Genomic DNA, 13,964 nt, shown 5'->3' with positions numbered 1-13,964 from the left:
GATGAGAAAGTTAGTTAAGACTTGCTGCTTGATGGTACTCAGTCTGCTGGTTGGGTTGGGCGTTGCCACGAGTACCTTAGCGGCCAAAACGGCACCCCAGTCGCCGAGCAGTCCGCCGAGTTCCATCCTAGGTTTGAATCTATCGGGTGGTTTTTCACAACAGCCCATCGATTCCAATGTGATTGGTGGTAATTCAGTGACGTTGTCGGTCCGGGCCCAGCGAAGTGCGCTTGAGGCGGCGACTAGTCTGTTGAGTGGCCGCAAGTATGTATGGTGGGAATCAACGGACGAGGGTCAAACTTATCAGAAGGTTGGCACTAATAGTCGAACATACACTTTCACTGCGCCACAAGTGTCCAAAACAACGCATCTTTATTTTCAGGTGCAGTATGATTTCTCCGGGGTTGGGGCGTTCCCCGATTACTGGTCCAAAATTGCGAAAGTGACGGTCACGCCCGCCCGGGTAGTAACGACTGGCATCAAAGTGACAAGCGATGACGCGTGGCTTAATAATGCACAAGCGACCATGGTACACGCGACACTGACGCCTGAAGACGCCACGGATCCAATTACTTGGAAAAGCAGTGACCCGTCGTTAGCGGCCGTTGATGAATATGGGAATGTGACTGCCACAGACGCCGCGACCGATAATTCTGGCAAAGCGGATGATCACGGGACGGTCACGATTACCGGGACTTCCAATGGTCTGAGCGATAGCGTCAAGATTTTGATTGGGGCGTTACAAGATGTGACGGTTGTCGAAGGAACACCCGCAACGTTTACCTTACCAACGTTGCCTGAGGGTGTGACTGTCAGCAATTGGTACCGCGTCAAGAATGGTAAAGCGACAGCGCTGAATATCAAGGATACGAGTTATACGCTCAGGGTGCCCACTAATGCGGATGATGATGGCACGGCTTACTATGCGAGTCTGAGTTATCCGGTCAATGGTAAGCCACAGACGGTGACGACTAACGCCGCTTTGTTAACGGTTACAAGTGGCGGGCACTTGTCACTGAGTGCGGTCCCAAATTTTGATTTTGGAACGCTAACCTTGCAACGACTCGCGCAAGGAACCGATTTGGCAACGGATGCGACCGCCATCAAAGCTAATGACGGCTACGACGGTAACAACGATTATCGGTTGGCCGTGATTGACGATCGGACTGTTGGGGCCGACTGGCAATTAATGGCGAGTTTGAGTCCGTTCACTGCGGGGGATGCAACGATCAAGACGGCTCGGCTAATGCTCAAAGACACGACGGGGGTGTTACAGCAGACTATCCCAACAGATGGCTCGACTGCAACTGTCTATCGGCAGACTGGTCATCAGAGTAAAACCTTTGATGTGGCACCGAGTTCATTACAGTTACCGGCAACGCCATTGGCAACATCTGGTGATTATCAAAGCACCATTACTTGGACGTTGGCGATTGTGCCAACACCATGATAACGAGTGGTGGTAAGTAGTGTTTCACAGCTACTTACCACTTTTTTATGACGCAATTTCGGGGAAGAAATACCAATGACACAGAAACGGTGGTGGTTATCGATACTTGGATAAAGATGGGGTGTCGTTTTCTTGAATACAGTTTACATAATTATATTTTTGCTGAGTAGATTAGGACGGTACTCATTTTATTTCACTGAGTAGGTCGTCAAATCCGCAGGTGTCGAATAGTATCGTAATCATCGTTAAAATTTGTGAACAGATTTTGAAAATTAGTCTGAAAACTGTCATAATATAGAACGTAAGACGCGTTGTGGCCGTGACGAACGATGGCGGCCATCGACCCGTTATTTGAGTCATTAGCAGGGCTCACATAACCGCGATTGTGATGAGCCACATGATACTTACTCATCTGCACTCACACTCGGTTTTGAGAGTCCTTTGCTGGGAAATAAGATTGGAATCAAGACGCTAGAGTAAGGAAGTAAGCAATTGACAAAATTATTATTTGTTCGCCATGGAAAAACGGAGTGGAATCTTGAAGGGCGCTATCAAGGCTCTCAAGGGGATTCACCATTATTGCCAACGAGTTACCAAGAAATTCATGAATTAGCGGCAGCACTCCAGGATATTCATTTTAGTCACATCTACGTTAGTCCGTTGAAACGGGCGCGTGACACGGCAATGACCCTGCGTGATGATCTGACACAATCAGAGTTACCACTGACGGTACTGAGCCGCTTGCGGGAATTCAATCTCGGCAAGATGGAAGGCATGGCCTTCACGGATGTGGAAGCAAAGTACCCGGCCGAATTCGATGCGTTTCGAAATCATCCGGATCAGTATGACCCGACCGCGATTCAGGGGGAAAGCTTCCAACAGTTGCTCAAGCGGATGACCCCGGCCATCAAGCAAATTGTTCAGGCAAATCCGCGTCGCGATGACAATGTTTTGATCGTAAGTCATGGTGCGGCGTTGAATGCCTTGGTCAACTCATTACTGGGGGCGACACTGGCGACGTTGCGGCAACGGGGTGGCTTGTCGAATACCTCCACTACGATCCTAGAAACGCGTGATCGCGGTCAGCATTTCAAACTATTAGATTGGAATGATACGTCGTATTTATCACGTCGGCCCGATGCAACAGATACGATTTAATATAGAAGGAAGCGATTCAGATGGCCAAAATATCACGTCCTAGCAAAGCTGAACAGCAAGCATTGGTCCACCAATTGATTGGCAAGATCGATGCACAGCCCGAGGACTATCATGCTTACTATGAACTAGTGGTACTATTAACGGCTGGTCAGGATTTTGAACAGGCCGAGGCTTTAGCCATGAAGGCTTTGGGAAAATTTGAACAGCAACAGCCCGCGGCCGACTATCTGCGTTACGCGCTGGGCAACGTCTATTATCAAGCTCAAACTTATGACAAGGCATTACCATACTATCAACAAATTACGGATGATAAATTAAAACAGGATGCCTATTTAATGAGTGCGCAAGCTTTAATGGCGAAACACGATTACCAGCATGCCTTAGTCTGGGCCATTACGGCACAGGAGGCTCGCCCACAACAAGCTGACGCCAATTTGTTAGTAGCAGATATATTACTTGCATTAGGCAATAATCGGCAGGCATCGGATTACTACCAGCGTGCATACGACATTGACCCCCAATCTGGCCGAGCCGCTTTTAACCTAGGACTGACCGCAATGGTCTTGGGAAAACCGTATGCAAACTGGTTTGAACGTGCGCAGAAATTGGACAGTCAATATTTCAAAACCCACCAGCAACAGCTAACGGATATTGAGAAAATGTTAGCCGCACAAGCTGATGATCAAAATCACTAATTGAGGAGGATTTCCGTGACGGACGAACAAGCACATTTATTTTCCGATGATGTCGGTCGGGGACCGGTCACACACTTTATCGTCGGTAAAGTCGCTGCCGTTTTTTTTAGCAGTGCCGATAGTTTTTATAAAGTTTTATTGGTCAAAGTAACTGAACAAAATATCGATTGGTCGGAAGATGAAATCGTGGTTACTGGAAATTTTGCGGATATTCAGGAGGAAACGACTTATCGGTTTACCGGTAAAACGGTGACTCATCCCAAATACGGGGTTCAGTTTCAAGCAGATAATTATCAAAACGAAACCCCGACGACGCGAGCGGGCCTGATTGCCTATCTATCCGGTAGCGATTTTCCTGGGCTGGGAAAACGGACCGCCGAGCGAATCGTTGATACTTTAGGTGAGGACGCCATCGATCAAATCTTAGCCGACCCGAAGGTTTTAAAACCGATCGGACTTCGCACTAGTGTTCAGGCGACCTTGATTGATACGCTTACGGTCAATAATGGTTTGGAGCAAACCATTATTGGGCTGAATGCATACGGCTTTGGTAGTCGCTTAGCTGCTGCAATCTATGCATGTTATCAAGGCGACACTTTGACTAAGATTCAAGAGAACCCATACTGTCTGGTTGAGGATATCAAAGGAGTCGGGTTCAAAAAAGCAGATCAAATTGCGGCCCAACTGAAAATCGATCCTCAAGCAGATGACCGGTTGAAGGCGGCCTTGTTGACTGAAATCAATGAGCTGTGTGTGGAGAACGGTGATACGTATACCACGGCTCAGCCGCTGCTGAATCAAACCTTGCAGCTACTTGAAAATGCTCGCAATGTTCAAATTGATCCTTCAAAGCTAGCTGATCAGTTAGTCGTCCTGGCGAAAGAAAATAAAATCGTGGGTGACGAGAATCGTATCTATTTGCGCGGCCTCTATGAAGCAGAGTGGCGCGTTGCGGAACATTTACAACGGCTGTTAGCCGCCGATAATGATGAAAAACTATCGGCACACGCCGTGGATCGGGCTATCGAGCATGTTGGCCGGGCCAGTAATATTACCTATGATGAATCACAAACCGAAGCACTCAAAGCCGCGATTACGGCGCCTGTTTTTCTACTGACCGGGGGACCGGGTACTGGTAAAACGACGATTATCCGTGGCCTTGTCGCGCTTTATGCAGAATTACACGACGTTTCATTAGATATTAATCAGTATAAGGATAAGCCGTTTCCGATTCTGCTGGCAGCACCGACTGGACGGGCGGCCAAGCGGATGGCCGAAACGACGGGACTTCCCGCTAGTACCATTCATCGGTTACTTGGGCTGACGGGTCGCGAGGATGGCCCCGAGGAGCCTAGTAAGGAATTAGACGGGGGCTTGTTGATTATTGACGAAATGTCGATGGTTGATACGGTGCTTTTTCAGCAGTTATTGACGGCGATTCCAAGTCACATGCAAGTCATTCTTGTTGGCGATAAGGATCAACTACCATCAGTAGGGGCTGGACAGGTGTTTCATGATTTATTGCAGTTTAGCGAATTACCACAAATTGAGTTAACAACAATTTACCGGCAAGGCAATGATTCCAGCATTATTCCATTGGCTCACGCTATCAAAGATGGTCATTTGCCAGCCGATTTTGCTGTAAACCAACCGGACCGCTCATTTATTGCTTGTAACGCTTACCAAGTCAATCACATTGTTGAACAGGTTGTCGCGCGAGCTAAGGCGAAAGGTTTCAGTGCTGAGGATGTGCAAATTCTAGCACCAATGTATCGCGGTACCGCCGGAATCGATCAGTTGAATACCACGGTTCAGAAAATCTTTAATCCACTGAAAAATGCCCGACAGAAGCATCTGACGTATAACGGTCAAGATTTCCGAGTCGGTGATAAGGTCTTGCACCTCGTTAATTCACCCGAAGACAACGTCTTTAATGGCGATATCGGTAAAATTGTCGGTATCGATTTGGCAAACGACTCACACAACGAGTCCAAAAAAGACCAAATCACAATCGCTTTCGATCAAAACGAAGTGACTTACCAACGAAATGAGTGGAATCGACTGACGTTAGCGTACAGTATGTCAATCCACAAGTCCCAAGGGAGTCAGTTTAAAATGGTGATTTTGCCGCTGGTGCCCCAATTTTCACGGATGCTACAACGCAATCTACTCTATACTGCCGTGACACGTGCTGAACAGATGTTAATTCTGCTGGGGGATAGCCAATCATTTGAGCGAAGTGTCATCAATGAATCGGTGAATCGGCAAACCACGCTGACCAAGCGACTCCAACAAGTCTTTGGCGGGGAGCCAGCATCCACTGAGTCGGACGCCACTGCGACGATTGACCAACCAGAGGCAACGAAGGCCGCTGATGACGAGAAAATTGCTTCTGGCGAAGAACCGGCCGCTGAAGAGGTTCAGGAACCGCGTCGCCAGAATACGGGACCAACAATTTTAACGCCAGCGTTGCTTAGTGCTGGTCAGATTGATCCAATGATTGGTATGAATGGTGTCACACCAGCTGATTTCATGACGCAAGGGGCCAATTGATAATTAGTTGGTTGTAGCAAGTGAAATCGCGGCGAGCTGTTCATTGCCGACAACGTTCATTCCCAAAAAAATTCGATTGTGAGCGGTTTTTAGCCGTGGTTACTGATATAATCAAAGTAGCAAAATCATCAAACAACTTTTATGGAGGTCGTTATGTCAACAGATCAATCTTATGCCAAACTGAAACTGTTTGCCCTGAATTCGAACCTACCGTTAGCCGAAAAAATTGCGCAACGGGTTGGAATTCCACTCGGTAAAAGTTCCGTAAAGCGGTTTAGTGATGGTGAAATTCAGATTAACATCGAAGAAAGTATTCGTGGGGCGGAAGTTTTTGTCATTCAATCTATTTCGGAACCAGTCAATGATACGATATTGGAATTACTGATCATGATCGATGCCCTAAGGCGTGCGAGTGCCAGTCAGATCAACGTGGTCATTCCTTATTACGGGTACTCACGTCAAGACCGCAAAGCCCGTTCTCGTGAACCGATTACGGCAAAACTGATTGCAACATTATTGGAAAAAGACCGAGCCAGCCGGGTTCTGACAGTCGATTTACACGCTGCACAAATTCAAGGGTTCTTTGATATTCCGGTTGATCATTTATTTGCGGCGCCATTGCTGGCCAGTTATTTTAAGGACCGCGGCATTACCGATAATCTTGTCGTCGTTTCACCAGACCATGCCGGTGTTTCACGGGCACGTAAGATGGCGGAATTATTAGGAGCGCCAATTGCCATCATTGACAATCGGCATCCTGATGATGATGATTTGGTCCCAAGTAGCATTATTGGTGATGTGAAGGGACGCGTCGCAATTGTGATCGATGATATGATCGACACGGGCACTCGGTTTGACGTCTCAGCGGATGCTTTAGCACAAGCGGGGGCTGCGACAGTTTATGGCTGTGCGACCCATGCGATCTTCTCACAGGACGCGGTTGCCAAGTTACAGGCTTCTAAGTTCGAGAAGGTCATCGTAACGGATACGATTCAGATTCCAGCAGAAAAACAATTTGATAAGCTGGTTCAACTATCAGTCGGGCCGTTATTGGGTGATGCAATTAAACTCATCCATGCACAGCAACCAGTTGATCGGTTGTTTGATCCCCGCATCTAATACCGCGACTTTAAGCACATTAGCCCCCTAACAGGCTGATGTGCTTTTTAGTTGGTTCACTCAACGGCGGAACGCCTCAGAACGGTGCAACTAATTACTTGAGGTAATCAAAAGATAACATTCCGTTTATATGCATAAACGCTGGTATGGCGGCAAACCGCGTCGTTTTGGCAGTGGCAAACATTTTTCAAAATAACCGTACTGTTTTGTAAAAAAACGAGCGATTCTAGTTTGTATTTTAGTAAATTGTGCTACAATAAAATTATGATTTGTAAAAGCAGATTAAGAATTTCTTAATCTTCAGTCACAAGACGTTCTTGTTACGATTAACTTGATTTCAAAAAACTAAGGAGTGAATTAAATGTCACAAGCACATACAACGGGCAAGGTCCTAGCCAGTACGGTTGGTGCCGTTGGTTTATTGCTTGCTACAGGCCAAGCTGCCAATGCTGCCTCAATCACTGTAAAAGCAAACGATACAGTTTGGGGCCTCGCTCAACAACACGGTGTTTCCGTGCAGAGTATTGAAAAACTTAACCAGATTAAAGCGTCTGATGGTAATGTCGATTTAATTTATGTTGGTCAAAATTTACAGATTGGTGGGTCTGCAACTAAGACCGCCACGACTCAGTCAGCAACTAAGAAAGCCGCTGCTAAGGGTACATATACCGTTAAAGCGGGTGATACTCTTTGGGCGCTTGCTGATCGGTACAACACTTCTGTTCATGCGCTTCAATCGTTAAATGGCCTTTCCGGCGATTTAATCGTTGTGGGCCAAAACATTCAAGTGCCTGGAGCAACGACCAAGGCTACCGCTAAGACGAGTCAAAAGACCACCACTTCAGCTACTAGCACCGCATCTACGACGGCAGTTAGTGCCAGTTCTGCCTCGAGTACTAGCGCTAGTTCAGTTTCAAGTACGCCTGCTAGCGTCGTAAGTAGCACCAGTGCAGCAAGTCAGGATGCTGCCAGTGTGAACTCAACCAGCAGTACTAGTACGTCGAACGCATCATCATCGACGGCCTCGGCTGCTTCATCAACCGCCACAACTTCGACTGCAACGGTCAAAGCGGTGGCAACGAGTGCCGCGGTCTCATCAAGTAGCGCTAGCTCATCAACTGCTACTAGCCAGTCGACTAGTGTTGCCTCGAGCGCTTCAGTTTCGAGTAGCACAGCTTCGGCTGCTAGTTCAACGACGAGTCAAAGTAGCACGTCGACTGCTAGTGCCACCAGTACCAGCAGTACGACGGCAACGAGCACTGCTAGTCAAGCGCAAAGTACAGCGGCGACTGCGGTCACGAGTACTGCAACTCAAAGTAGCTCTGCAGCGACCAGCTCCAGCACAACTAGTCAGAGTAGCTCTTCAGCCGCCACTAGCAGTGCCAGCAGCACCGCAAGTAGTACTGCAACGACTAACAGTAGTAGTACCACGACGAGCTCAACGAGTGATTTAGCTACTGGTTCTGTCACTGGCCTCGCATTGAAGTTGGCTAGTGCCAACATTCCTTATGTATGGGGTGGTGCCAGTCTTTCAGGAATGGATTGTTCTGGTTTAGTTTCCTATGTTTACCAACATGCAGCAGGGATTACCTTGCCACATAGTACGGTGGCACAGGAATCCTATGTAACGACTCATTCCGTTGCCGATGCTCAACCTGGAGATATTTTATTCTGGGGGAGTCGTGGTGGCACTTATCATGACGCCATCTATATTGGTAATAACCAATACGTTGCCGCCCCAACTGAAGGCCAAAACGTTCAAGTTCAGACGATCAGTTCTTACTTCATGCCAAGCTTTGCAGGTACGGTTAAGTAAGTCGATTTTAAATGTAAATCCCCCTAACACGATATTCTTAAGTGTTAGGGGGATTTTTATTTATTTTTTTAGTTTTATGATTTAAACTTACTAATAATTGTGGTATATTATGTTTGTCGTTTTTCTATTCGAAAAATTGGACCATCTATTGTGATAAGGAAGTGCTATCAGTGAGTAATCGTTTTGAGATTCTGGAAGAATATCAAGAGGCTAATACCGAACTCGATCATTTAAAGACGTTGGCCGTTCGACAACAGGATCGCTCACGGGTTGTGACCATTTATCCGCACTTGAAAGAACGGGTGAGTCACTTATCTCGTAAATGTGAACAACTTGACATGCTTCTGGAAGCAATCAACGCTTCTGAGGACTAAGAATAACCAAACTGACTGTGTAACCATACTGAGATGGTTAGCAGTCTTTTTTTATCAACTAAGCTGTGTCTGCCGGTCAAATGAGTGGTGAGTCGCGACTGGTCCCTGTGGTCGGTCACAGACAGTTTTCGACTGGCATAAGCTAGTAAGAAACTTTGAAATATCAACGTCTAAAAAAGCCGTTGCGAGAATCCTCGCAGCGACTTTTTTGTTCTAAAATCTGTCGTTTTAGCAGGTGGTTAGTGGTGGTCATGAATGCTAGTGTCGATCCAGAATGGGTACGGGTGGGTGGACAGGTAGAGGTCGTAGTTACGATTCCCAATAATTTGACCATCCATCTGCCCAACCTCAACGGAGTTAACCAACAAGTGTAAGTTAGCGTTGCGATAATGGTGAACGAAGCGCGAATTGAGATGACGACCACCCATTAGCAGTAAAATGAATAACCACAGAATAATCCACCAATGGGGCTCCTCGACAACGATCAATTCAAGCTGATCATCATGCAGATTGGCCTGCGGTAGAATTTTAACCCCGCCACCAAAGTATGGAATGTTTGAAACCGTACAAAGAAAGGCGCGTTTATAATAGTCCCGCTTGCGGTTAACGTGTACCGTCAGTGGAAACCCTTCTTGTTGGGAATAGGCAGCCAGCATATTGCTGAGGTAAGCCCAACGGCCCAGACGGCCCTTCTTCTTACTCCGGTTGGTGTCATCAACGATTTGGGCGTCAAAGCCTAAGCCAACGTTGTTGACAAAGTAACGGTGCTCGTTCTTCAAGGTCTCATGAAAGTAGCCCACATTTAACAGACGGGGCCGCATATTATTAAGGACTTGTGCAAGTGCGATTGCTGGATCAGTCGCCATGCCCAAACCACGGGCAAAGTCGTTACCCGAGCCGCCCGGAATGTAGGCGAGGGGAATCTGTTCATCCTGAGGGACTTGCATGATGCCATTTAGGGCTTCGTTCAGCGTGCCATCACCACCAATGACCAGAATGACCGGAGTCACATTTGGTCGTCGCTGAATCGTTTTTACGTATTCACTTGCGAGTCGAATCGTGTGACCAGCATATTCAGAAATTCGATATTCAAACCGAATTTGGCGTTGTTCTAGAATCGGTTTGACGGTTTCCCAAACGACCTTACCGTGACCGGAGCCTGCCAATTCATTAATAATAATGTAGTATTCAGCAATCAAAATTACACCTCATATCAGTCTTACACCATAAAAAGCCGGAACAGGATCGTTCCGGCAAGTAGTTAGTTCATAATCAGCATTGGCAGAATCATTGGATGCCGTTCAGTCTTATCAAATAAGAAACTCTGCAGATCATCAATAATCGCATTACGGATCGTTGCTTCGGTCGCCTTGTCCGACTTCATTTTGCGCCGGATCGTCCGAAAGACATGTCGCCGAGCTTCATTGATCAAGTCACCGGACTCCCGCATATAGACAAAGCCACGTGACAAAATATCTGGGCCAGCTTGAATCTCTTTTTTGTTTAAATTGATGGTGGCGACGACAACTACCAGACCTTCTTCTGAAAGCACTTGGCGGTCACGTAACACAACGTTACCAATGTCACCGATTCCAGAACCATCAACGTAGACATCACCAGCACCAAAGTGACCCGCAACTCGGGCAGAATCCTTAGTGAAGGCGAGCACGTCCCCATTTTCAAGGATAAAGCTATGATCTAGTGGCACGCCACATTGCTCAGCCAGTTCGGTGTGAATCTTCAACATTCGATATTCACCATGAATTGGCATAAAGAACTTCGGCTTCATCAGTCGTAACATCAGTTTCTGTTCTTCCTGACCACCATGACCAGATGTATGAATATTGTTGACTTTACCATGAATGACATTTGCACCGGCTTCTTCGAGTTCGTTAATCACGTGGTTAACACTTAACGTATTACCAGGAATTGGTGAACTTGAGAAAATAACGGTGTCGCCTGGTTCAATAGAAATCTGACGGTGCGTGCCGTTGGCGATACGCGAGAGCGCCGCCATTGGTTCACCTTGAGACCCAGTACATAGAATCATGACTTTATTGGCGGGTAGGGAGCGCAAATCGTTTGCGTCGACGATCGCTTCGTCAGGGATGTTGAGATAACCTAATTCACGTCCGTTGACGATAGCTGCTTCCATACTGCGACCAAATACCGCAATTTTGCGATGATGTTCAAGGGCAACCTGAGCTGCTTCTTGAATCCGCGAGATGTTAGAAGCGAAGGTGGCAAAAATGATTCGACCTTCAACTTGTTCGAAAATGTGCCGAATTGATTGCGCCACCCACCGCTCTGACTTCGTCCAGATTGGACGCTCGGCGTTAGTACTGTCTGACATTAAAGCCAGTACACCACGTTCACCGAGATGCGCCATCTTTTGAAGGTTCGGCGGCTGGTTGGTGATTGGTGTCAGATCGAACTTATAGTCCCCGGTCTCCACAATCGTGCCAGGTGGTGTTTGAACCGCAATCCCCAGCGTATCAGGAATTGAGTGGGTCGTTCTAAAGAACGAGACACGGGTTTTACGGAACTTGAGCACCGTATCTTCATTGATCTCGTGTAATTCAGTTGTTTTTAATAACCCGTGTTCCTCTAACTTACCCTTAATCAAGGCTAAGGCTAGGGGGCCGGCATAGATTGGCACGTTGATCTGTTTTAATAGGAATGGAATCCCACCGATATGATCTTCATGACCGTGCGTAATCACTAAAGCTTTTATTTTTTGCTGATTTGCAACTAGATAAGAATAGTCTGGAATAACGTAATCAATTCCGAGAAGTTCATCCTCAGGGAATTTAATTCCGGCATCAATCAGAATAATCTCATCTTGAAATTGGATACCATAGGTATTTTTCCCAATTTCTCCCAAACCGCCGACTGCAAAAACAGCGGTTTCGTTATTTTTGACGTTTAACCGTTTCATTTATTGAACTCCGTTAGGTGATACTCTGGATTTTTTTGTTCGTAATCCAAGAAGTTACCTTCTAACGGTTCGATAAATTCGATGTTGTGATCTGTATTATCTTCCACTAAGGTCCGTGCCGCTACTTCGGTCTCAGCTTCGAGATACAAAGATTGGGTCGTTTCCCGTTGTGGGTTCCGTTCTTTGGTTTCTTGGTAATATACTTTGTAAATCATGCGTAAAACTCCTTAATATAAACAAGATTTATTTAGATACTAAGTAATCTAAATAGATAGCAAAAATAAAAGTTTGATCCGTACACCAGGTTGTGTAAACACAACAATTATCTTACATTTTAGCATAATTTAAGATGGGTGTATACAATGTTAACTTTCTTCAAAAATAGAGCGGTTAAAAGAATTTTTTTTGATGAAACATGCTATGCTAAACATAAGTAATAAAATGAAAAATTCCTAAAATTGTGAATCATTATACAAAAAAAGAATTGAGGGTTGAGCATGCAGAGTTGGTTAACAATCATTGGTGGGTTGCTAATTGCAATCGTCGTTTATGAGTTACTGCGGCGGCAGGTGTTGAAGCGCGCGGCATTGAAGATTCGGCGGGCTGGCCAACGAACAGTGGACAGTGCGATGGCAGCAGCGTTCAAAGTACTTGCTAACGCGATGACGATTCAAGAGGTCGCGGGGGCGATCCATTCGGTACCAGTTGCGGATGTCTGGGGGCGTGGTGTGATGGCCTTTGAATACGTACTGGATGCACCAGGCATGGTGGCAGCGGATTTGCCGGAAGTACGACGGTTGTTCAATAACGAATTGCAAGTGTATGCAATTCACAATCAAGTGGCCGCTTTTCAAGAGGCTGGCCCGGCGCTACGGGTCACGGATGCGTGGCTGCGCAGCGGACAGCTCCACTTAGATATTGCCTATTTGATGAATGAGGCCACTTTAGAGTATTTGGAAGATTTGCGTCGGTTGAATTCGAGTGCACCAAAAAAGCAGTCCTGAACATTTCAGGACTGCTTTTTTAAATGACTTTAAGAAATTAGAACTAAATCATCATCAGCGGCAAATGGATTGTCACCATTGATATGGTCGTAGAATAAGATGCCATGAAGATGGTCAATTTCATGCTGACAAACGATGGCCGGGTAGTTCTTGAGACGAATCTTTTTCTCTTCGCCAGCCATATTATAGTAGCGTAACGTAATCCGGTCGTGCCGAATGACGTAGCCCGCAATATCGCGGTCGACGGATAGACAACCTTCGCCCTCAGTCAAAGCCCCGGGTTGAACTGAATGGCTGATGATCACGGGATTGATGATGACGTCTTTAAACACCGGTTCATCATCTTCATTTTCACTCGGAACAAGGACCGCAGCCATTTGTTCCGAAACGTCGACTTGCGGTGCGGCCAAACCAACACCGGCACGCAGTCCGTATTTTTTAGCCAATTCTGGATCTTGGCTATTTTCTAAGTATTCCATCATGTCGTTAGCTAATTTCTGGTCAGCTTCACTCAACGGAAATTTAACTTGTTTTGCTTCCGCGCGTAACGTGTGATTACCTTCGCGGATAATGTCGCGCATTTTAATCAATTCCAATTACCTCCAAAATTAAGATCGCGCAGTTTACACTTAATATCTAGTTTATCATAAGGACGAACTAAAAAGTAGCGCCCGTTATGAAAAAAATGAAAACAAAAATTTGCACAAATTCAATAGTTCACAATCGTTTCGACAAAAAAAGCCGGCTTCCCGCCTTTTGGAAGGGCTTGCAAAAGGTGAAATGCAATGGTAAATTAGACTTGTAATTATGAAAACGATTACGAACGCGGTGCTGAGCACTCGTTTGTACGTTCATGA

Annotated in this window: 12 protein-coding genes; 8 read left to right on the top strand and 4 right to left on the bottom strand. The window is 46.3% G+C overall.

Annotated elements, in window-relative coordinates:
- The first annotated feature begins 1 nt into the window (after position 1).
- The 7 genes from V7R88_RS08375 (at position 2) to V7R88_RS08345 (ending at position 9,165) form a co-directional block, all read left to right on the top strand.
- Complete coding sequence (locus tag V7R88_RS08375) at positions 2-1,450, top strand: WxL domain-containing protein (RefSeq protein ID WP_060598989.1); 1,449 nt, start codon at positions 2-4, stop codon at positions 1,448-1,450.
- Positions 1,451-1,942: 492 nt separating this feature from the next.
- Positions 1,943-2,608, top strand: coding sequence for a histidine phosphatase family protein (locus V7R88_RS08370; RefSeq protein ID WP_054396423.1), 666 nt, complete (start codon positions 1,943-1,945; stop codon positions 2,606-2,608).
- Positions 2,609-2,628: 20 nt separating this feature from the next.
- Positions 2,629-3,303, top strand: coding sequence for a tetratricopeptide repeat protein (locus V7R88_RS08365; RefSeq protein WP_057717477.1), 675 nt, complete (start codon positions 2,629-2,631; stop codon positions 3,301-3,303).
- Between the two features lie 15 nt (positions 3,304-3,318).
- Positions 3,319-5,856: an ATP-dependent RecD-like DNA helicase gene (locus V7R88_RS08360; protein ID WP_057717478.1), complete on the top strand. Its 2,538-nt coding sequence runs from the start codon at positions 3,319-3,321 to the stop codon at positions 5,854-5,856.
- Positions 5,857-6,009: 153 nt separating this feature from the next.
- Positions 6,010-6,975 carry a ribose-phosphate diphosphokinase gene (locus V7R88_RS08355; RefSeq protein WP_057717479.1) on the top strand — a complete coding sequence of 322 codons (966 nt, stop codon included), beginning with the start codon at positions 6,010-6,012 and terminating at the stop codon, positions 6,973-6,975.
- Between the two features lie 361 nt (positions 6,976-7,336).
- Entirely contained in the window at positions 7,337-8,791 is a 1,455-nt protein-coding gene (locus tag V7R88_RS08350) for a LysM peptidoglycan-binding domain-containing protein (protein ID WP_057717480.1), read from the top strand.
- 170 nt (positions 8,792-8,961) lie between these two features.
- Complete coding sequence (locus V7R88_RS08345) at positions 8,962-9,165, top strand: hypothetical protein (RefSeq protein ID WP_054396432.1); 204 nt, start codon at positions 8,962-8,964, stop codon at positions 9,163-9,165.
- Between the two features lie 239 nt (positions 9,166-9,404).
- On the opposite strand, the gene V7R88_RS08340 is transcribed toward V7R88_RS08345, so the two are convergent.
- The 3 genes from V7R88_RS08340 to V7R88_RS08330 all read right to left on the bottom strand — a co-directional run bounded on the left by V7R88_RS08340 (position 9,405) and on the right by V7R88_RS08330 (position 12,318).
- Complete coding sequence (locus tag V7R88_RS08340) at positions 9,405-10,364, bottom strand: diacylglycerol/lipid kinase family protein (protein ID WP_054396433.1); 960 nt, start codon at positions 10,362-10,364, stop codon at positions 9,405-9,407.
- A 62-nt stretch (positions 10,365-10,426) separates the two neighbouring features.
- Positions 10,427-12,103 carry a ribonuclease J1 gene (rnjA, locus tag V7R88_RS08335; RefSeq protein ID WP_003640828.1) on the bottom strand — a complete coding sequence of 559 codons (1,677 nt, stop codon included), beginning with the start codon at positions 12,101-12,103 and terminating at the stop codon, positions 10,427-10,429.
- Positions 12,100-12,318 (bottom strand): DNA-directed RNA polymerase subunit epsilon, encoded by a 219-nt coding sequence (locus V7R88_RS08330; RefSeq protein WP_003640827.1) that lies wholly within the window; start codon positions 12,316-12,318, stop codon positions 12,100-12,102. The genes rnjA and V7R88_RS08330 overlap by 4 nt, the downstream gene beginning before the upstream one ends.
- A 282-nt stretch (positions 12,319-12,600) precedes the next feature.
- On the opposite strand from V7R88_RS08330, the gene V7R88_RS08325 reads away from it, so the two are divergent.
- Positions 12,601-13,107: a hypothetical protein gene (locus V7R88_RS08325; protein ID WP_057717481.1), complete on the top strand. Its 507-nt coding sequence runs from the start codon at positions 12,601-12,603 to the stop codon at positions 13,105-13,107.
- A 29-nt stretch (positions 13,108-13,136) separates the two neighbouring features.
- Here V7R88_RS08325 and def read toward each other — a convergent pair whose 3' ends face one another.
- A complete protein-coding gene (def, locus tag V7R88_RS08320) occupies positions 13,137-13,697 on the bottom strand; it encodes a peptide deformylase (RefSeq protein ID WP_003645922.1) in 561 nt (186 codons plus the stop codon).
- Positions 13,698-13,964 lie beyond the last annotated feature (267 nt).

Origin of the sequence: Lactiplantibacillus argentoratensis (assembly GCF_037290055.1) — a bacterium.
Lineage (GTDB): Bacteria > Bacillota > Bacilli > Lactobacillales > Lactobacillaceae > Lactiplantibacillus > Lactiplantibacillus plantarum.
The sequence above is the reverse complement of the archived record's forward strand: the minus strand, read 5'-3'. Positions and strand labels throughout refer to the sequence as shown.

What these genes read in the sequence shown, in the direction of transcription:
- V7R88_RS08375 (WP_060598989.1), top strand. Translation starts at nt 2, where the DNA reads ATGAGAAAGTTAGTTAAGACTTGCTGCTTGATGGTACTCAGTCTGCTG.
- V7R88_RS08365 (WP_057717477.1), top strand. Translation starts at nt 2,629, where the DNA reads ATGGCCAAAATATCACGTCCTAGCAAAGCTGAACAGCAAGCATTGGTC.
- V7R88_RS08355 (WP_057717479.1), top strand. Translation starts at nt 6,010, where the DNA reads ATGTCAACAGATCAATCTTATGCCAAACTGAAACTGTTTGCCCTGAAT.
- V7R88_RS08350 (WP_057717480.1), top strand. Translation starts at nt 7,337, where the DNA reads ATGTCACAAGCACATACAACGGGCAAGGTCCTAGCCAGTACGGTTGGT.
- rnjA (WP_003640828.1), bottom strand. Translation starts at nt 12,103, where the DNA reads ATGAAACGGTTAAACGTCAAAAATAACGAAACCGCTGTTTTTGCAGTC.
- V7R88_RS08330 (WP_003640827.1), bottom strand. Translation starts at nt 12,318, where the DNA reads ATGATTTACAAAGTATATTACCAAGAAACCAAAGAACGGAACCCACAA.
- V7R88_RS08325 (WP_057717481.1), top strand. Translation starts at nt 12,601, where the DNA reads ATGCAGAGTTGGTTAACAATCATTGGTGGGTTGCTAATTGCAATCGTC.